Genomic DNA, 18,959 nt, shown 5'->3' on the forward strand with positions numbered 1-18,959 from the left:
GCGCGCCTGTCAACCGCCGCCGGGGGCGGGCGGGGGAGGGCCGGGGTACTGCCTGCGGATGATATAGGCTGGGCGTTGCTTGGTCTCCACATAGATGCGCCCGATATATTCACCGAGAATGCCGATGGAGATGAGCTGCACCGAGCCGAAGAAGGTGACCGCGACGAAAAGCGAAGGATACCCCGGCACCGGATTGCCATAGATGAGCGTGCGCAGGAGGATAAGCGCCCCATAGGCGAGGGCGAGGGCGGCTCCCGCCAGGCCCAGATAGGTCCAGACCCGCAGCGGTGCGGTGGAGAAGCTGGTGAATCCCTCGAGGGCGAAATTCCACAAGGCGAAGCCGGAAAATTTCGTGTTGCCCGCCGCCCGGGAAGGCCGGACGTAATCGATGGTCACGGTGCGGAACCCGACCCAGGCGAACAGCCCCTTCATGAAGCGCTGACGCTCCGGCAATTGTCTCAGCGCCTCGACCACGCGACGGTCCATGAGGCGGAAATCGCCGACATTCTCCGGAATCCTGGTTTTGGAGAGGGCGTTGTGCAGCTTGTAGAACAAGGCGGCGGTCTGGCGTTTGAGAAGGCTGTCAGTGGAACGGTCCATACGCCGGGCCAGCACCACCTCCGCTCCAGCGCGCCAGGCCTCGACCATCGCCGGAATGAGTTCCGGCGGGTCCTGCAGATCGGCGTCGATGGGAATGACCGCCTCGCCCCGGGCCACGTCCAGCCCGGCGGTCATCGCCGCCTCCTTGCCGAAATTGCGGGAGAATTCCACGATTCGGAAGCGCGGGTCGGTCTCCGCCAGGGCGATGAGCTGGCTCAGCGTGTCGTCCCGGCTGCCATCATCCACGCAGACGATCTCCCATTCCGTTCCCGGAATCGACTCTAGCACCGGCAAAACCGCGGCGGTGAACACCGGGAGGGATTCGCTTTCGTTATGGCAGGGAACGATGAGGGATAGGAGCTGGGTCATGCGGTGGTGTCACTGGTCTGAGGAGGTGGCGCGGTAAATTCGCCAATCTCCAGGCTTCTCGGCTGCCAGGCGGTAATAGGGTTCAGGGGTCGAGCGCGGCAGCGTCCATAAAGCATCGCCCGGCGTCACGAGCAATGTGCGGCACTCATAAACATCCCGCAGCGTTTTGAAATCTTCCGGCTGCGGTGCGCCATTAAAGACCGTTTGCGCCAGGGCTGACAGCTCCGCCTGCTGTTGCGGCGGAACGCCCGAGGCAAACGCGGCGAGATAGGCGGCAGGCGGCGTGCAGCTGCTCCGGTTGCTGAGCATGGCCCAGGAAATATTGCCCGCCCAGGGTGTCAGGCTTTGCTCGTAAAGCGGGTTGCTCGCCACGGCCTCGCGCGGCGGCGTCAGGGCATCCACCGCGCGCCACATCTCCCGGTCGACGGCGCGAAACCGGCGCGCATCCGGGCTGGGCGTGCCGTACAGGGCCTGGGTGGCGGTCATGCCGGTGGCATAGGCGAGGCCGGAAACCAGGCCAGGGCCGAGCAGTGCCGCGCCGAAGACCAGCACCCAGGCCTTGCCGCGCAATTCGGCAAGCCAGGCGGCGGAGACGATGGTCATTGCCAAAACGCTGACGAGAACGCAGCGCCAGCCCAGATCATTGGTGGCGATGACGCTGTGCAAACTCTCCGCCACCAGAAGCGGAACGAAGCAGGCGGCGACCAAGCCCCGTTCAGCCGGGCGCATCCGGCCCTTGCGTGCTAGCCGCGGTGCGGCCCAGGCTAGGGCGCCGATATAAAGGGCGCCGAAGAACAGGGGCAGAAGCAAAAACCAATAGCCGAATAGATTGAGAAGGGTGTTCGCGGATGCCGCAAAAACGGGAAACAGCCAGAAGCCGATCACCGGGCCGGTATGGAGCCGCCCCGCCTCCTGAAGGGCGAGAGCGGCGGCGGCGGCGAGACAAAAACCGCCCGCCAGGCTCATCTGAGCCAGCCAGAGGCCCCGCCGGTTCCAGGTGAAACCGGCCAGGGCGGTGACGGCCAACACGGGCAAAAGCCCGGTCAACCCGACCCAAACCGAGGCGTTATAAGAGAAGCCGACCAGCGCGCCGATCAACAGGCAAAGAACCGGGTCCACCCGCCGGCTTTCCATCAGCCGCAGCAACGCGATCAGCGCCAAACCGGCCAGAACGGCGGCGAAGAGATGTTGCGGCACCCAGGCGCTCTGGATGATCCAGCTTTCCAGGCCGTGCTCATTGGCAAAGATGTGGCCGAAAGCGGGGCCGATGATGAAGCCGAGGATGGGAAACAGGGTCGAGGTGAGGCTGAGCGGCAAGACCAGCCAGGCGGCTAGGGCGCGGCCGCTCAAACGCAGCGCCGCCCAGCCCATGAAGACAAGGGAGACAAAGGCGGTGAGGCCGGTGAAGACGATATCCGCGCTCCAGCCATTGACACCGGTGAGGAGCGCCGCCTGCGCCGCCAGGAAATACCAGCCATAATAATAGCTGAGCCAGGGCGAAACACCGGTTTTGGAGAAAAACGGATTGAGCGGAGGGATGCCGGTCCTGACCATCGCGTCGATCAGCGCCGCTTTTTCATGGTCGAAAATCGGCGCGGCAAAGCCGATTCCGTCATGAAAGACATGGGGCGCGACGCTGTAAGCCGGAATCAGGCTCACCAAACCGGCGATGGTGATCCACGGCCAGCTCAAGCGCGGCGAGGCTGTCTCCGCTGGCATGGACGGCTTGATCCAACCCCCCAGGAGCCAGGCGCTGGCGGCCACCAGCAAGGTCACCAGCGCCACGGCGGCGGGCCGGAACGGAACGAGCATGAAGACCGGCAAGGAGATGGCGCCGAGCACGGCCCAGCCCAGGGCGGGCGCGAGAAGCAGACGATGCCGGGGGATCGTGTCGAAATAACGGGAGAAGGGATAGCCGGCGAGCAAGCCGGCGAGGATGAGATAGAAAAGGGCGCTGAACAGCCGCGCCGGTTCAGAAATCATGATTTCAGGAATCCCATCCGTCAGGGGCGACACTCTCATTCCTGGCTCGGGCCCGCAAGGCCAGCCCCAGGGAAAGCACCAGCGCGCCTACCTCCATCATCCTTGATGGGGTAGAGCAGCGCCACGACGATGGTGGTGAAATCCATGAGTCTGGCGATGACGGCAGCGCCGCCCACCCGGTTGAAGCCCGCCGCAAGGCGTGTTTATGCCCCTCCGGGCCCGGCTGCATGCTCAGCGCGGGCTGCCGCTGACGCCCGTGGCGGGAGGATCACCGAGCCGGTGCGCAGCAGATGGGCGGCCCAGCGGCGCGACTGCCCGGCCCAGGCCAGGGTTTGCGCGCGGCCCCATAGGCCCGGGCGCGGGCTGGAGGCCATTTCCTGCCATGTCTCGATCGCGGCGATGAGTTTCACCGCGCGCGCGGCCCAGCTGTAATCAAGGCTATCGGCTCCGGCCTGGGCGGCAAGCCGGGCGGCCAGGGCCTCGTCGGCAGTGAGACGGCGCAGCCCCTCGGCCAGCGCCTCCGGGGAATCCGGCGGGCAGAGCCAGGCGTTCTGGTCGTGGCGGAGGATCTCGGTTACGTCCGGTGTCTGCCCGGCCAGAATCGGCCGGCCTGAGCCCAGGTAAAGAAAAAGTTTTAACGGCAGTACGGTCGAGCCGAACTTGGCCAGAGGTTGCAGAGAGGGCGGGATGAGCAGCACATCGGCGGCCTGGATATAGCGGCCGAGCGTGGCTTCCTCCTGCCAGGGGATGATGCGGATATTCGGCACGTCCCGCGCCAGTTCCTCGATCGGTCCCTCCCCATAGGAGCCGACAAAGACGAAAACCAGATCCGGCAGGCGTTTCGCCGCCTCGATCACGAGCTCCAGCCCCTTCTTTTGATTGACCCGGCCCGTATACACCACGGTTTTGGCGGTCTCCGGCAAGCCGGTGAGACGTTTGGCCGCCGCGGGAGAAAGGGGCTCGGCGAATCGGATGGGGTCGAAGCCATTATGGACGCAGCGCAGTTTCTCGGGCGGCACGCCGAGGGCGATATATTTCCGCCTTGTATATTCCGAGTGGCAGATGCCGCCGAGAAAACGCGGATGGCTGAACAGCTTGTAGAGCCAGTGCTGCAGGGGGGGGATCTGGTCCGGCCAGGGGCGGTAATGGTCATAGACCACGCGCTGGCCGGCGAGGATGGCTGTCCACGCGACCCAAAGATTGCGGGTATACACCAGATCCGCCTGATGAAAGGCCCCGCGCAGCCCCAGCGTCGCGCCGCAGGCGAAATGCCGCAGGAAAGCCGGTTGCGCCGGCGCCCGGGCGGGAATGACCGGCATGCCCGCCTGTCCGCTGATCAGCGCGGGATCGCCCGTGGCGATGGGGACATGCAGCCAGGCGGCCTCCAGATGGGGCCGCAGATGCCGGGCCGTGGTGATGAACACCTCCGCATCGGCCTCCGCGCTGGGCAGGGGATTCTCGAAGGCAAACAGGATCTTCATTTTAACTTGCAGCACCCCGGCCTCGCGGGGCGAGGCGGTAAAGCGAATGACGACGAAGCCGGACGGCCGGCGGCGCAAACTAGGCCCAATGGCCGCGCCGGATCAATAACCCGGCGGAAGAAAATTGCCGGCTGGCAACCAAACGGTAAATCATCTACCATCCCGTAAAGCGGCCTCCCTTGCGCGCCAAGACAGGATCACCATGGATACACCCCCCGGCCCCACGCCTTTCCGCAACGCCGGAGAACGGGAACAGGAGCGGGCGGCGAAGCGGGATGCCGTGCTGCGCGCCGCCGTGCGCATGTTCAACGAGCGTGGCTTTCATACCACCTCGCTTGATGATGTCGCGGCCAGCCTGCAGATCTCGAAGCCGTTGATCTACCATTATCTCGGCGCCAAGGACCAGGTGTTGTTCGAGTGCCTGCGCCTGGGGCTGACGCGGCTGCGCGAGGCCGCGGAGGCGGCCGCCGCCCAGCCCGGCACGGGGCTGGAGCGGCTGAAGTATTTTCTCCGCCGCTACGGCGAGGTGATCATGGATGATTTCGGCCGTTGCGTCGTGCGTACCGATGACGAGGCCCTTTCCACCGCGAGCCGGGCCAAGGTTCGCGCCATGAAACGGGAAATCGACCAGGGGTTGCGCCGCCTGATGGAGGAGGCGGTGGCTGATGGCTCGGCCTGCATCGGGGATATAAAGCTGACGACCTTCGCCTTTACCGGCGCGCTGAGCTGGACGATGCGCTGGCACAAGCCGGAGGGCGGGATGCCGCCCGGCGAAATCGCCGGGCGGCTGGTGGATATTTTGATTCGCGGCATAGAACCCCGTGGCTGAAGGGCCGATTCCAGGCGCGCTCAGCTGGTTGCCGCGAGCGGGCGTGGCCGCGCCGCGGCGAGCAGGTAGTAGAGAATGCCCGCGACCGGAAAGGACCAGATCCAGCCAAAGCTGTAGATATTGGTGAGAAGGGTGGGGTGCGCCGGAATCCCGCCCGGCGTGGTGGAAGCGGCGATGAAGCCCGGCAGCATCGGCAGGATCGAGACGAGGACCGCGATCATGGCGGGGCCGTTCCATTTCGGGTAGCGGCGGCCTTCCAGATAGAGCGATTCGAGATCGAGCGTTTTGCGGCGGATGAGCCAGTAATCGACGATCATGACCGCGCCGACCGCGCCGAGCAGGGAGCCGTAGCCCGACAGCCAGGTGAAGACATAGGCGGCGGCGTTGCCCATGAGGTACCAAGGCTGCATGAGAATGCCGATGACACCCGTGATGAACACGCCCGTGCGAAAGCTGATGAGATGAGGAGCGAGATTGGAGATGTCATTGGCCGGTGAAACCACATTGGCCGCCATGTTGATGCTGAGCTGCGCCACCATCACCGCCACGAGGGCCACCACCAAAATCAGAGCATTGTGGGTGAGGTACGGAATGAGGTCGATGGGATTCCAGATGACTTGATGAAAGACCATGAAGGCGGTGGCGGTGACGAAGATGCCCACGAAGCTCGTGGCCATCATGCCGATGGGCAGGCCGATCGCCTGGCCGATAAGCTGCGCCTTCTGGCTCGTGGCATAGCGGGTGAAGTCCGGGATGTTGAGGCTGAGCGTGGCCCAATAACCGATATTGGCGGCGAGGCTGGGCCAGAAAAGCTGCGCGAAACTATGCTTGGCGCCGATCATGTTCGCGGAGACGGCGAGCGGCGCCTCAAGGCCACCTCCCGCCGCCACCGCCCAGCCGAACAGCGCCGCCAAAACGAGCATGAGCAGCGGCGCGGCCCAGCGTTGCAGCGAACGGATCGCCTCCATGCCCTGCGCCATAATCGCCATCTCAAAAACCCAGAACACGGCGAAGGCGATGAATGCATGCCCCGGTATTTGCGGCCAGGCCGGCCATAGCCGCCCGACAATGCCTGAAAGCGCGAGCGCGCCCAGCCAGGTTTGAATGCCGAACCACCCGCACGCCACCAGCCCGCGCGCCATCGCCGCGACCTTGGCGCCGGTGGTGCCGAAAGAGGAACGCACGAAGACGGGAAACGGAATTCCATATTTGACGCCGGCATAGGCGTTGAGAACCATCGGAATGAGAACAATGACATTGCCGAGCCCGATGGTGAAAATCGCCTCCTGCCAGGTCATTCCAGCCTCGATCAGACCTGAGGCGAGGGTATAGGTCGTCAGCACGATTGACATGCTGATCCAGAGAAACAAGATATTGCGCCCGCGCCAGTCCCGTTCCGAAGCCCGGATGGGCCGCAGATCGTCATTATACAAGGGAGAGTCCCGCACCCGCGAAATCAAGCTCTCGTAAGCCGTGCCATCCGGCACGGCAATCTCAAACGCGCGGCCCGCCTCGTTCTGAATCATTATGGTCTCCCCGGTTAAGCTGCTTTCGAGGTTTCATACAACCAGCCAATCCCGCCCGCGCCAAATAAAAAATGGCATGCTTGTTATTTTATCTTCGCGTCTTGTCCCAGCCGCGCATCGGTTTCGAGCACGGCCTGCAGCAGCACATCCGCGCCGGCGGTCAGTTGCTCCGGCTCGGTCTTTTCCATTTCGTTATGGCTGATGCCTTTCTCGCAAGGAATGAAGATCATCGTGGTTGGTGCGACCCGCGCGATATAGGCGGAATCATGCCCGGCCCCGGCGACGATGCGCCGTGCCGGATGGCCGAGCGCCGCCGCCGCCCGCTCCACCGCGGCGATGCATCCGGGGTCAAAATGAACCGCGGGCGAATCCCAGATGCGCTCGAAATTCAAGGTGACGCCGCTCTCCGCGGCGATGGTCGCGAGCGCCGCCCGCAGCTCGGCCTCCATCGCCGCCACCACCGCATCCTCGGGATGGCGCAGATCGATGGTGAAAAACACCTCGCCGGGGATGACGTTGCGGCTGTTGGGGCGCGCCTCGATCAGCCCGACCGTGGCCACCGCATCCGGCGGATGGGCGAGCCCGGTCGCTTGCACCGCCTGGATCATCCGCGCCGTGGCCGCCAACGCGTCGCGGCGCAGATGCATGGGGGTGGAGCCGGCATGGCAATCCATTCCCGTCACCGTCGCCTCATACCAGCGCATGCCCTGCACACCGGTGACGATGCCGATGGTCTTGCCTTCATCCTCCAGAATCGGGCCCTGCTCGATATGCAGCTCGAAATGGGCGGCCAGCGGATGCACGCCGCAAGGCTCCTCGCCCTGAAAACCGATGCGGCGCAGCTCGTCGCCGAATTTCAGCCCGTCCCGGTCCTCGCGCGAATAGGCGTAATCGCGGGTAAAGACGCCAGCAAAAACGCCGGAGGAAAGCATGGCCGGGGCGAAGCGCGAGCCTTCCTCATTCGTCCAGTCGATCACCTCGATGGGCGCGCGGGTCTCGATGCCGGCATCGTTGAGCGTTCGCAACACTTCCAGCCCGGCGAGCACCCCGATGACGCCATCGAATTTGCCGCCGGTGGGCTGGGTGTCGAGATGGCTGCCGATGGCGATCGGCGGCAGGGAATTATCCCGCCCCGGCCGGCGGGCGAAAATATTGCCCATGTCATCGAAACGAACCTCGCACCCCGCCCGCTCGCAGGCGGCGATGAACCAGCGCCGGACCTGCGCGTCCAGATCGGTCAGCGTCAGGCGCTTGATGCCGCCTTTTGGCGTCGCGCCGATCTTCGCCGTTTCCATCACGCTGTCCCATAACCGCGCGCCGTCCACGCGCAGGTTGCGGCTCATTCCGCCGCCTCCGCCACCCGCAACGGGTTGTTGGGATGTTGCTTCCAGGTGAGGTGTTGGCTTGCTTGTTGCGGCTTCATGGTGATGCAGCCATCCACGGGGCAAATATGGGAGCAAAGATTGCAGCCCACGCATTCATCCTCAATGATCTCATAAACTCTTTTGGCGTCCCCCGGGCTCAGGCGAATCGCCTGGTGCGCGGTATCCTCGCAAGCGATATGGCAGAGTCCGCAACCGATGCAGGCCTCGGGATCGATGCTGGCGATGGTCTTCCAGGCCAGGTTCAAATCCTGCCAATGCACGAATTTCGGTATGGCACGGGCGGTGACATCGGCGATCCGCGCATAGCCCTTCTCGTCCATCCAATCGGAGAGGCCGTTGATCATGTCATCGACGATGCGGAATCCATAATGCATCGCCGCGGTGCAAACCTGCACGCAGCCCGAACCCATCGCCAGAAACTCGGCGGCGTCACGCCATGTGCCGATGCCGCCAATGCCGGAAACCGGCAGGCCCGGCATGGCGCGGGCGATCTCGCCCACCATGCGCAGGGCAATCGGCTTGACCGCGGGGCCGCAATACCCGCCATGCGTGCCAACCCCGTCCACCGTGGGCAGCGGCGCCATATTATCGAGATCGACGCCGATGACCGATTGCACGGTATTGATGAGGCTGACCGCGTCCGCCCCGCCCGCCTGCGCGGCGGCGGCGGGTTTGAGAATATCCGTGATATTGGGCGTGAGCTTGACGATGACCGGCATGCGGCTGTGCTGTTTACACCAGCGCGTGACCATCTCGACATAGTCCGGCACCTGGCCCACCGCTGCTCCCATGCCGCGCTCGCTCATGCCGTGCGGACAGCCGAAATTCAGCTCCACGCCATCCGCGCCGGTTTCCTCCACCTGCCGCAGGATGCGCCTCCAGCTTTCCTCCTCGCAAGGCACCATCAGGCTCACCACCACGGCGCGGTCCGGCCATTTGCGCTTGACCATGGTGATCTCTTCGAGATTGACCTGAAGGGGCCGGTCCGTGATCAGCTCGATATTGTTGAGCCCCATCAGCCGTTGGCCGTTATAGCCGATGCCGCCGTAACGGGAGCTGGCATTGACCACGGGCGGGTCCTCGCCCAGCGTTTTCCACACCACCCCGCCCCAGCCCGCGGCGAAGGCGCGCTCGACATTATAGGCTTTGTCGGTAGGCGGGGCGGAGGCCAGCCAGAACGGGTTGGGGGCCTTGATGCCCGCGAAATTAATGCTGAGATCAGCCATGGTTCCGGCCTTTCAAATATTCATCGATACGCTGGGCGGCGCGCTTGCCATCCGCCACCGCCTGCACGGTCAAATCCTGCCCGGAGATGCAATCCCCCCCGGCGAAAACACCGGGCAGGCTCGTCTCCAATGTGTCCGGATTCACCACGATCCGCCCTTGCGCGATGGCGGGCAGGGCCTCGCTCTCCGCCACATCCAGGCTCTGGCCGACGGCCTTCAGCACCATATCCGCCGCCAGAACGAAACCGTCTTCGAGCAAAGCGAGCCGCCCCCCGGCGAGGGTGGTGCGGGCGAAGCGCACGGCGCGCACGCCCTCGCCGCCCTCGATCGCCACCGGCGCCGCCCAATGGCGGAAGGCGACACCGTTCATCAGCGCCCAATCCTGCTCGACCGTGGTGGCCGGCATATCCTCGCGCCCGCGCCGGTAGACCAGCGTCACCAGCTCCGCCCCCAGCCGCTTGGCTTGCACCGCCGCGTCTATGGCGGTGTTGCCGCCGCCGATCACCACCACATGCCGCCCCACCGGCACGCTCGCCTTATCCTCGGCCTGGCGCAACGTTTCGATGAAGCGCACCGCATCCATCACGCCGGGCAAAGCCTCGCCGGGAACGGCGAGGGATTTGACCCCGGCCTGACCGATGGCGAGGAAGACGGCGTCAAAATCCCGGCGCAGCGCGCCCAGATCCAGCTCGCGTCCCAGCGCCTGGTTGGTGAAAACCCTGATCCCGCCGATGCCTAAAATGAAATTCACCTCGCGCGCCGCGAAGCCGTCCGCCATTTTATAGGCGGCGATGCCGTATTCATTGAGCCCGCCCGGTTTCGGCCGGGCCTCGAAGAGATCGACCGCATGGCCGGATCTCGCCAGCTCATGCGCGCAGGCGAGACCGGCTGGCCCCGCCCCCACCACGGCGACGCGCCGGCCGGTGGCCGCGGCGCGCTGGAACGGGTGCACGCCCGTCGCCTCGGCGCGGGTGATGACGGCATCTGTCGCCACGCGCTGCAACGCGCCGATCTCGACGGGCTTGTGCTGCTGGGCGTTGCGCACGCAAGCGCCCTCGCAAAGAATCTCGGTGGGACAGACCCGCGCGCAGGCGCCTCCCATAATGTTCGCCTCAAAAATCCGCCGCCCCGCGCCGGGAAGATTGCCGGTGGCGATGGCGCGAATGAAGCCGGGAATGTCGATGGCGGTGGGGCAGGCGGTCACGCAAGGCGCGTCGTAACAAAAATAGCAGCGATTCGCCTCGATATCCGCCTGGTCGCGGGTGAGCGGCGGGTGGGCATCGGCGAAGCAGGCGGCCAGGGCTTCCCCGGGCAGCCGCCCCGCCTTGATATCGGGAGAACTGCCTGAAAAAACGTCATCGAGAAGATCGGACATCGAAACTCTCCGGTTTCTGATTGTATATTCAGCTTGACCAAAGCTGATGAAGCAGTCAAGTTGTTTGTCACGTCCGCCAAATATAAAAGTGAGGCTGGAGAACGGATCATAATTTATGCAGATTGTGCCGAAAAATCCGGATATGGCGCGCGCGCGCCAGCAGCGCAGCGCCCAGGCGGAGCAACGCATTCTTGCCGCAGCGGAGCGGGTCTTCGCGGAATCCGGGTTCGGCGGTGCCACGATGGCGGCCCTCGCCGCCGCCGCCGGCCTGCCCGCCGCCAATCTGCATTATCATTTCGGCACCAAAAAGCGCCTTTATGAGGCGCTGCTGGAGAACATTCTTCATCTCTGGCTGGAAGCCTCGGACAGCATCACCGCCGACGCCTCGCCCGCCGCGGCGCTGAGCGCCTATATCGCCGCCAAGATGCGCTATTCCCGTACCCGCCCTTACGCCTCCAAAGTGTTCGCCAATGAGGTGCTGCAGGGCGGCGTGCATCTCCATTCCTTTCTCGGCCTGGAGCTGCGCCGCCGGGTCGATGAAAAAGCCGAGATCCTGGAAGGCTGGATGCGCAAGGGGCTGATGGAGAGGGTGGATCCCCGCCATCTCTTCTTTCTGCTCTGGGCGATGACGCAGACCTACGCCGATTTCGAGACGCAAATCCGCGCCGTCCTTGGCCGGGCGGCGGTTCTGGCGCCGGAGGATTACGCGGTGGGCGAGGCGCTGATCAAGCGGCTCGTCCTGCGCGGCTGCGGTCTTTCCTTTTCTGAAACGGAGATAAACCCATGAGCCTTCTCATTCGTGGCGGCACGGTGCTGACCGCCGAGCATGGTTTCGCCGCCGATGTGCTCTGCATCGGGGGCAGGATCGCCGCCATCGGGGAAGGGCTTGAGGCACCCGCCGGCGCCGAAACGGTGGACGCGGGGGAGGCCTATGTCATTCCGGGCGGCATCGACCCCCATACCCATATGCAGCTGCCCTTCATGGGCACCACCGCGTCGGATGATTTTTATACCGGCACGGCGGCGGGGCTGGCGGGCGGCACGACGATGATCATCGATTTCGTCATTCCTGGCCCGGAAGATTCGCCACTCGAATCTTACCATCTCTGGCGCGGCTGGGCGGAAAAATCCGCCGCCGATTACTCCTTCCATGTCGCCATCACCTCATGGTCCGAAAGGGTGCATGCGGATATGGGCGAACTGGCGCGCGACCACGGCGTCAACAGCTTCAAGCATTTCATGGCCTATAAGGGCGCCATCATGGCGGATGACCATGTGTTGCTCAACAGCTTCGCCCGGGCGCTGGAGCTGGGCGCGATTCCCACCGTGCATGCCGAGAATGGCGAGGCGGTCTATTATCTGCAGCGCGCCCTGCTCGCCCAGGGCATCACCGGGCCGGAGGGGCATCCGCTTTCACGCCCGCCCGCCGTGGAGGGCGAGGCGGCGGAGCGCGCCATCGCCATCGCAGGGGTGCTGGGCGTGCCGGTCTATATCGTCCATGTCTCCACCGAGGAAGCCGCCGCCGCCATCGCCCGGGCGCGCGCCGCCGGCCAGCGCGTCTATGGCGAGGTTCTGGCCCAGCATCTGGTGGTGGATGACAGCGTGTACCGGAACCCGGATTGGGATTTTGCCGCCGGGCATGTGATGAGCCCGCCCTTCCGGCCGCGGCATCATCAGCGAGCGCTCTGGGCCGGGCTGGTCTCCGGCCAATTGCAGACCACGGCGACGGATCATTGCTGTTTCCGCGCCGCGCAGAAGGCGATGGGGCGGGAGGATTTCACCGCCATCCCCAACGGCACTGGCGGCATCGAGGACCGGATGAGCGTGCTCTGGCATCACGGGGTGGGCGCCGGGCGGCTGACCCCTTCCGAGTTCGTGCGCATCACCTCCACCAACACCGCGCAGATTTTCAACATCTATCCCCGCAAGGGCGCGGTGGCGGTGGGGGCGGATGCCGATCTCGTGGTGTGGGACCCCAAGGCGAGCCGCGTCATCTCTGCCAAGACCCAGCATCAGCAGGTGGATATTAACGTGTTCGAGGGAATGGAGGTGACCGGTCTCGCGCGCCACACCATCGCGGGCGGCAGGCTGGTTTATACCGAGGGGGATTTGCGGGCCGAGCGCGGCGCTGGCCGCTACGTCAACCGCCCATGCCACGCGCCGGTGCTGAAAGCTCAGGAAATCCGTAATCTGCTCAGCCAGCCCGGCCCCGTGCCGCGCCGCGCGGCGGGGGCGGTGGCGCCATAAGCGTCAGCGGGGGTCTTCGCAGTAAGATTAGGAGCGGCTGAACAGTTTTTCGAGATCGGCGCGGGTGAGCCTGAGAAACGTGGGGCGGCCATGCGCGCAGGTGGCGGCGCGGGGCGTCGCCTCCATCTCGCGCAGCAGCGCGTCGATCTCCTCGCGCTGCATGCGCCGCCCGGCGCGGATGGAGCGATGGCAGGCGAGGCGGGCGAGGGCCGCGTCCAGCTTCGCTTCGAGCGCCACCGGCGCGCCGGTCTCGGCGAACTCCTCGGCGAGGTCGCGGATGAGCCCGGCGGCGTCCGGCTCCCGCAGCGCCGCGGGAACGGCGCGGACCAGCACCGCGCCGGGGCCGAACGCCTCGATCTCCAGCCCGAGCCGGGCGAGATTGGCCGCCTCCGCCAGAACCCCCGCCGCCTGGAAGGGGGGCAGATCCACCACCACCGGCACCAGGAGAGGCTGGGCGGGGATGGCGCCGGCGTTGAACTGGGCGCGCAACTTTTCCTCGGTCAGCCGCTCATGCGCGGCGTGCTGGTCGACGATGACGAGGGAGCCATCCGCCGCCAGGGCGAGCAGGTAGGTATCGAGAATCTGGGCGAGGGGCGCGCCGAGCGGATGGGGCGGGTCGGAAGGGGCGGGGAGCGCGGCCGCCTCATCCTCCGCCGGCGGCGCGAAGGCGGGGCGCAAAGCCGGCGGCGCGGCGAAGCCCAGCTCCGCCTCGGCGAAACCCCGCGCGGCGGGGCCGGGCGGCCGCGGCCGAGGGTAGGCGGCGGGCATGGCGCTGGGGGCGGCGGCAAGGCTGATGGGCCGCGCCAGCGCCCGGCTGATCGCGCCGATGAGCAGGCTGCGCACGCCGTTGGGTTCGGCGAAGCGCAGCTCGGTCTTGGCGGGGTGGACGTTCACGTCCAGCGTCTCGTCCGGCAGGTCGAGCCGCAGCGCCGCCACCGGAAACCGCCCGGCGGGAATCACCTCCCGATAGGCGAGGCGCAGCGCGGTCTTGAGCAGCGGGTCCTGCACCGGGCGGCCATTGACCACGAAGCTTTGCAGCTGGGTGGTGGCGCGGTTGAGGCTGGCGGGGCCGATGAGACCGGTGAGGCGCACCTCCTCGCGCGCCGCTTCCAGGGGCAGCAGAGCCTGAGCCGCCTCGCGCCCGAACAAGGCGGCGATGCGCGAGGACTCGTCCTGGGCGGGCAGGTCGAACAGCACCCGCTCCTCCGCCACCAGGCGGAAGGCGGTGGCGGGCGCGGCCAGGGCGAGGCGCCAGACGGCGCGGGCCGCCGCCTCCGCCTCCGCGCGGGGGCTGCGCAGGAATTTACGCCGGGCCGGCGTGGCGTAGAACAGATCCTCGACGATGGCGCGGGTGCCCGCCGGGCCGGGCGCGGGCCGGGGCGGGGTGACGGCGCCGCCCGCGACCTCGATCCGCCAGGCGGAGTCCTGCCCCGCCGGGCGGCTGATGAGGCTGAGCCGGGCGGCGGCGCCGATGGAGGGCAGGGCCTCGCCCCGGAAGCCGAGCGTGGCGATGCGCACCAGCGTCTCGTCGCCGAGCTTGGAGGTGGCGTGACGCTCGATGGCCAAAGGCAATTCTCCGGCGGGGATGCCGCAGCCATCGTCGATCACCTCGATCCGCTCGATCCCGCCCCCGGCGAGGATGACCTCGATGCGCCGCGCCCCGGCATCGAGCGCGTTTTCCACCAGCTCCTTCACCGCGGCGGCGGGGCGCTCGATCACCTCGCCGGCGGCGATGCGGTTGATGGTGGTTTCGGCGAGGCGGCGGATGGGCATGGCGCGTCTATAGCATGGGCGCCCGCGAGTCTCCTGCCTCAGCCCAGGAGGATGCCGCCAATCCCGCCCAGCACGCCGAACCCGCATGTGACAAGGCACACCGCCGCCACCACCCAGAGATACCAGCCGCGTAGGCGCCGCGCGGGGGGCAGCGTCACCATCGCCAGGCGGACGAGAAAGCCGAGCACCAACGGCAGCAGCAGCGCGTTCATCACCTGCACACCAACATTGAGGTTGACGAGGTTGGGGGCCAGCCCCACTCCCAGCGCACCGCCGATGACGCAAAACGCGTAGACGCCGTAAAACCACCGCGCCTTGAGCGGGTGATGCTCGAGCGAGCGGCGGTAGCCCGCCACCTCGCCCAGCCCCCAGGCCAGCGCCAGAGAAGCGACGATGGCGGCGACCAGCCCGGCCCCCAGCACGCCGAGGGCGAAGATGATTTTGCCCGCCCCGGCTCCGAGATAGGGCGTCATCGCCTTGCTGACATCGCCGACGCTGGCGAGGGTGGCGCCGGCCGCGTGCGGTCGGATGGAGGCCGCCGCCGCGATGAGCACGGCGGCCATCACCAGCTGGGTGATGACCGAGCCGATGGCGGTATCCCACCGCGCCGCGGTGAAATGGGCGGGGCCGAGGCGTTTATCCGCCACCGCCGATTGCTGGTAGAACACCATCCAGGGCATGATGACCGCGCCGATATTGGCGGCGACGAGATATTCGTATCGCGGGTTGAATACCGGCACCCGCGCCGCCTCCCGCGCCATGGCCGCCAGGTCGGGCTTGGCCGCCCAGGCGACGAAAAAGAAGGCGAGCTCGAACAGGCCGATGATGAGGGCGGCGCGCTCGACCCGCTTATAAGAGCCGGTGAGCACCACGGCGAGCAGGGCGGCGGCGGCGAGGCTGAGCGAGGCGTAATGCGGCACGCCGAACAGATCCCCCACCCCGGCGACGCCCGAAAACTCCGTCAGCAGCGCCCCGGTGGTGGCGATGGCGAGACCCGCCGCCGACACCCAGGCCCAGAACGGGCCGAATGCCGAGCGGATCAGCTCGCCATGCCCCTTGCCGGTGAAGATGCCGAGCCGCACCGTCAATTCCTGGACAATATAAAGCACCGGCATGAGGATGAATTGCGGCAGCAGGAGCTTGTAGCCCCATTGCACGCCGCTCTGCGCGGCGGTGATGATGGAGCCGACATCCGTATCGGCGAGCATGACGACAAGGCCCGGCCCGAGCACGGCGAGACTCAGCGCCAGGCGCTGCCGGCGGATCGGGGCGGGCGGCTGAGACGGGCGGGGCTGGGACATCGTTGGAGGCCGCTTTGCAAATAAGAATTTTTCGCGAATTTCGGTTCGCACTCTTATGGCAAGGCGCGCGGCGAGGCAAGCGCGGGGGTGTCAACGATGCTTTCCGGGGCGGTTATCCTCTGGCATATGTCTCGTCCGGCAGAGGCACAAAAAGGGGGCGTACTTTTTGAACATTCTGGTTTTTCAACATGTGGCCTCGGAGCATCCCGGCAGTTTGCGGGAGGTGATGAGAGAGCGCGGCTGCGCCATGCGGGCGGTGGAATTGGATGAGGGCGAGGCGATCCCGCCGCTGGAGGATTTCAACGCGCTGTTGGTGATGGGCGGGCCGATGGATGTGTGGGAAACGGATAAGCATCCCTGGCTGGTGGAGGAGATGGCGGCGATCCGGCAGTGGGTGGAAGGCGGGCGGCCTTATCTTGGCATCTGCCTCGGCCATCAGCTTCTCGCTCAGGCGCTGGGCGGCGAGGTGGGGCGCATGGACAAGCCCGAGGTGGGGATGAGCCGTGTGCAGGTGGCGGATGACCCGATTTTCGCCGGGCTGCCCGCGCTGTGGCCCTGCATGCAATGGCATGGGGCGGAGGTGAAGCGCCTGCCGGAGGGGGCGGTGGCGCTGGCCACCTCGCCGGGTTGCGCCATTCAGGCCCAGCGCTGGGGCCGCGCCGCCTATGGGCTGCAATTCCATATCGAGCCCACGCGGGATACCACCGCCGAATGGTCGCGCATGCCCTCCTATAAAAAGGCGCTGGAGCGGGCGCGCGGGCCGGGCGGCTTCGCGGCGATGGCGGCGGAGGTTCAGGCGGAGATCGCCGGGCTGAATGGCGCGGCGCGCGTCATTTTCAGCAATTTTCTCGATATCGCGTCGGGCTGAGCCTCAGCCGCCGAAGCGCCAGATGACGAGGCGCGCCTTGCCATGGGTCCGCTCGGCCAGCGGCGACGGAACATCCAGCCGGTCATCCGGCCCCAGCTCGGCGAGGATGATCGCCCCAGGCGCGGCCCAGCCCGCCGCCGCCAGCGCCGCCAGGGCCGGCCCGGCCAGGCCCGCGCCATAGGGCGGGTCGAGACATAATAAATCATGCGGCGCGCCAGGCGGGGGGTTGAGCGCGTCGGCGGCGATGATCCGCCCCGCCTCCGCCCCGCAGGCGGCGAGATTGGCGCGCAGGGCCGCCAGGGCGGCGGGCGCGTTCTCGATGAAGCTGGCCAGGGCGGCCCCGCGCGAGAGCGCCTCCAGCCCATAGGCGCCGGTGCCCGCGAACACATCCAGCACCCGCTTGCCTTGCAGCCCGCCCCAGGGCGCATGAGCGAGGATGTCGAAGGCCGCCTGGCGGGCGCGCAGGCCGGTGGGGCGGGTGGCGAGCCCGGCGGGGGCTGTCAGCTTGCGGCCCCTCCAGCGCCCGGCGATGATGCGCGGCGGGCTCATTTGCCGGGGCTGGGCAATTGCTCGCGCAGGATTTTGCCCGGCACCTCCTCCACCGCGCCCCGCGGCAGATGACCCAGCTGGAACGGCCCGTAGGCGACACGGATGAGGCGGGTGACCGGCAGGCCGAGCGCCTGCATGAGGCGGCGGATCTCCCGGTTCTTGCCCTCGCGCAGGCTGACCGAGAGCCAGGTATTGGAGCGCTGCACGGAATCGATCGCCGCCTCGACCGGCCCGTATCTTACCCCCTCCACCACCATGCCTTCGGCGAGGCGGGTGAGCGCCGCCTGGGGGACGCCGCCATGCACCCGGACCCGGTAGCGGCGCATCCAGCCGGTTTGCGGCAATTCCAGCTGGCGGGCCAGGCCGCCATCATTGGTGAGCAGCAAAAGCCCCTCCGAGGTGAGGTCGAGCCGCCCCACCGAGACCACGCGCGGCAGGCCGGGCGGCAGGCTGGCGAAGACGGTGGGGCGGCCCTCCGGGTCCTTATGCGTCGTCACCAGCCCTTCCGGCTTGTGATAGCGGAACAGCCGGGTGCGCTCCGGCGCCGCCACCGGCGCGCCATCCACCAGCACCGCGTCCCCCGGCCGCACGAAGGCCGCCGGGTGGGTCAGCGCCTCGCCATTCAGCCGCACGCGCCCGGCGGCGATCATCGCCTCCGCGTCGCGGCGGCTCGCCACCCCGGCGCGGGAGAGGAATTTGGCGATCCGCTCGCCGCGCGGCCCGGGCGCCTCATCCGCCATGGCAAGCCGCGATGAAGGCGCGGTAGAGCGCCCGGTCTCCCGCATCGACGAAATATTCGGGATGCCATTGCACGCCGATGAAAAAGCGCTGGTCCGGGTCCTCGATGCCCTCGATGACCCCATCCGGGGCGAGGGCGTTGACCACCGCGCGGCCCGGCGTTCTCACCGCCTGGTGGTGGGAGGTGTTGACCCGCATCACCGGCCCGGCGATGGCGAAGAGGCGGCTGCCGGCGAGAATCCGCACCTCATGGCCCGGCTCGTAATGGCTGGTCTTCTGCTCATGCTCCAGCGCGCCGGGAATCGCATCCGGGATATGCTGGTGCAGCGTGCCGCCCAGCGCCACCGCCATCAATTGCTGGCCGCCGCAAATGCCGAGGCAGGGCAGGCCGCGGGCCATGGCGCCGCGCAGCAGGGCGAGTTCCGCCGCCGTGCGGTCCGCCTTGAGCTCCACCGAGGCGTGGCGCGTATCCTCGCCATACAAGACCGGGTCCACATCGAAGGCGCCCCCGGTGACGACCAGCCCATCCAGCCGGTCGAGATACTCCTCCGCCAGAGCCGGATCATGCGGCAGGGCCACGGCCAGCCCGCCATGCGCCGCCACCGCCTCGGCATAGTTCTGGCGCAGCGCGTACCAGGGATAGCGGGACCAGCCGCCCGCCGGTTCCGCGTCGAGGGTGAGGCCGATCAAAGGGCGCTTGCTCATGCGC

General features: G+C 66.9%; 16 protein-coding genes. 4 read left to right on the forward strand and 12 right to left on the reverse strand.

Going from position 1 to position 18,959, the window contains the following annotated elements:
- Positions 1-9 precede the first annotated feature (9 nt).
- The 3 genes from M7H45_RS04460 to M7H45_RS04470 form a co-directional block, all read right to left on the reverse strand.
- Entirely contained in the window at positions 10-969 is a 960-nt protein-coding gene (locus M7H45_RS04460) for a glycosyltransferase family 2 protein (RefSeq protein ID WP_298215046.1), read from the reverse strand.
- A gap of 9 nt (positions 970-978) precedes the next feature.
- The gene (locus tag M7H45_RS04465; protein WP_298215047.1) at positions 979-2,952 is read right to left on the reverse strand and encodes a hypothetical protein; all 1,974 of its coding nucleotides are present in this window, start codon (positions 2,950-2,952) and stop codon (positions 979-981) included.
- Positions 2,953-3,155: 203 nt separating this feature from the next.
- Positions 3,156-4,511 carry a glycosyltransferase gene (locus tag M7H45_RS04470; protein ID WP_298215048.1) on the reverse strand — a complete coding sequence of 452 codons (1,356 nt, stop codon included), beginning with the start codon at positions 4,509-4,511 and terminating at the stop codon, positions 3,156-3,158.
- A gap of 124 nt (positions 4,512-4,635) precedes the next feature.
- Here M7H45_RS04470 and M7H45_RS04475 point away from each other — a divergent pair, with 124 nt between their 5' ends.
- Entirely contained in the window at positions 4,636-5,262 is a 627-nt protein-coding gene (locus tag M7H45_RS04475) for a TetR/AcrR family transcriptional regulator (protein ID WP_298215049.1), read from the forward strand.
- 20 nt (positions 5,263-5,282) lie between these two features.
- Here the strand turns inward: M7H45_RS04475 and M7H45_RS04480 are convergent, their stop codons facing one another.
- From M7H45_RS04480 to M7H45_RS04495, 4 genes are all read right to left on the reverse strand, one after another.
- Positions 5,283-6,788: an NCS1 family nucleobase:cation symporter-1 gene (locus M7H45_RS04480; RefSeq protein WP_298215050.1), complete on the reverse strand. Its 1,506-nt coding sequence runs from the start codon at positions 6,786-6,788 to the stop codon at positions 5,283-5,285.
- An 83-nt stretch (positions 6,789-6,871) separates the two neighbouring features.
- Entirely contained in the window at positions 6,872-8,131 is a 1,260-nt protein-coding gene (locus M7H45_RS04485; RefSeq protein ID WP_298215051.1) for a Zn-dependent hydrolase, read from the reverse strand.
- The gene (gene preA / locus M7H45_RS04490; RefSeq protein WP_298215052.1) at positions 8,128-9,399 is read right to left on the reverse strand and encodes an NAD-dependent dihydropyrimidine dehydrogenase subunit PreA; all 1,272 of its coding nucleotides are present in this window, start codon (positions 9,397-9,399) and stop codon (positions 8,128-8,130) included. Before preA ends, M7H45_RS04485 begins: the two co-directional genes overlap by 4 nt.
- Entirely contained in the window at positions 9,392-10,774 is a 1,383-nt protein-coding gene (locus tag M7H45_RS04495; protein ID WP_298215053.1) for an NAD(P)-dependent oxidoreductase, read from the reverse strand. Before M7H45_RS04495 ends, preA begins: the two co-directional genes overlap by 8 nt.
- A 115-nt stretch (positions 10,775-10,889) precedes the next feature.
- Here M7H45_RS04495 and M7H45_RS04500 point away from each other — a divergent pair, with 115 nt between their 5' ends.
- Both M7H45_RS04500 and hydA read left to right on the forward strand, forming a co-directional pair.
- Positions 10,890-11,561, forward strand: coding sequence for a TetR family transcriptional regulator C-terminal domain-containing protein (locus M7H45_RS04500; RefSeq protein ID WP_298215054.1), 672 nt, complete (start codon positions 10,890-10,892; stop codon positions 11,559-11,561).
- Positions 11,558-13,021, forward strand: a complete 1,464-nt coding sequence (gene hydA / locus M7H45_RS04505; protein WP_298215055.1) for a dihydropyrimidinase — start codon at positions 11,558-11,560, stop codon at positions 13,019-13,021. The genes M7H45_RS04500 and hydA overlap by 4 nt, the downstream gene beginning before the upstream one ends.
- A gap of 27 nt (positions 13,022-13,048) precedes the next feature.
- On the opposite strand, the gene mutL is transcribed toward hydA, so the two are convergent.
- Both mutL and M7H45_RS04515 read right to left on the reverse strand, forming a co-directional pair.
- Complete coding sequence (gene mutL / locus M7H45_RS04510) at positions 13,049-14,794, reverse strand: DNA mismatch repair endonuclease MutL (protein ID WP_298215056.1); 1,746 nt, start codon at positions 14,792-14,794, stop codon at positions 13,049-13,051.
- 38 nt (positions 14,795-14,832) lie between these two features.
- Entirely contained in the window at positions 14,833-16,095 is a 1,263-nt protein-coding gene (locus tag M7H45_RS04515) for an NRAMP family divalent metal transporter (RefSeq protein WP_298215057.1), read from the reverse strand.
- A 166-nt stretch (positions 16,096-16,261) separates the two neighbouring features.
- Here M7H45_RS04515 and M7H45_RS04520 point away from each other — a divergent pair, with 166 nt between their 5' ends.
- A complete protein-coding gene (locus tag M7H45_RS04520) occupies positions 16,262-16,963 on the forward strand; it encodes a type 1 glutamine amidotransferase (protein WP_298215058.1) in 702 nt (233 codons plus the stop codon).
- A 3-nt stretch (positions 16,964-16,966) separates the two neighbouring features.
- On the opposite strand, the gene M7H45_RS04525 is transcribed toward M7H45_RS04520, so the two are convergent.
- The 3 genes from M7H45_RS04525 to M7H45_RS04535 are packed head-to-tail and all read right to left on the reverse strand — an operon-like array spanning position 16,967 to position 18,955.
- Positions 16,967-17,512 carry an RsmD family RNA methyltransferase gene (locus M7H45_RS04525; RefSeq protein ID WP_298215059.1) on the reverse strand — a complete coding sequence of 182 codons (546 nt, stop codon included), beginning with the start codon at positions 17,510-17,512 and terminating at the stop codon, positions 16,967-16,969.
- Entirely contained in the window at positions 17,509-18,252 is a 744-nt protein-coding gene (locus M7H45_RS04530) for a pseudouridine synthase (protein ID WP_298215060.1), read from the reverse strand. Before M7H45_RS04530 ends, M7H45_RS04525 begins: the two co-directional genes overlap by 4 nt.
- The gene (locus M7H45_RS04535; RefSeq protein WP_298215061.1) at positions 18,242-18,955 is read right to left on the reverse strand and encodes a gamma-glutamyl-gamma-aminobutyrate hydrolase family protein; all 714 of its coding nucleotides are present in this window, start codon (positions 18,953-18,955) and stop codon (positions 18,242-18,244) included. Before M7H45_RS04535 ends, M7H45_RS04530 begins: the two co-directional genes overlap by 11 nt.
- Positions 18,956-18,959 lie beyond the last annotated feature (4 nt).

Source organism: Acidocella sp. (genome assembly GCF_027352905.1).
GTDB lineage: Bacteria > Pseudomonadota > Alphaproteobacteria > Acetobacterales > Acetobacteraceae > Acidocella.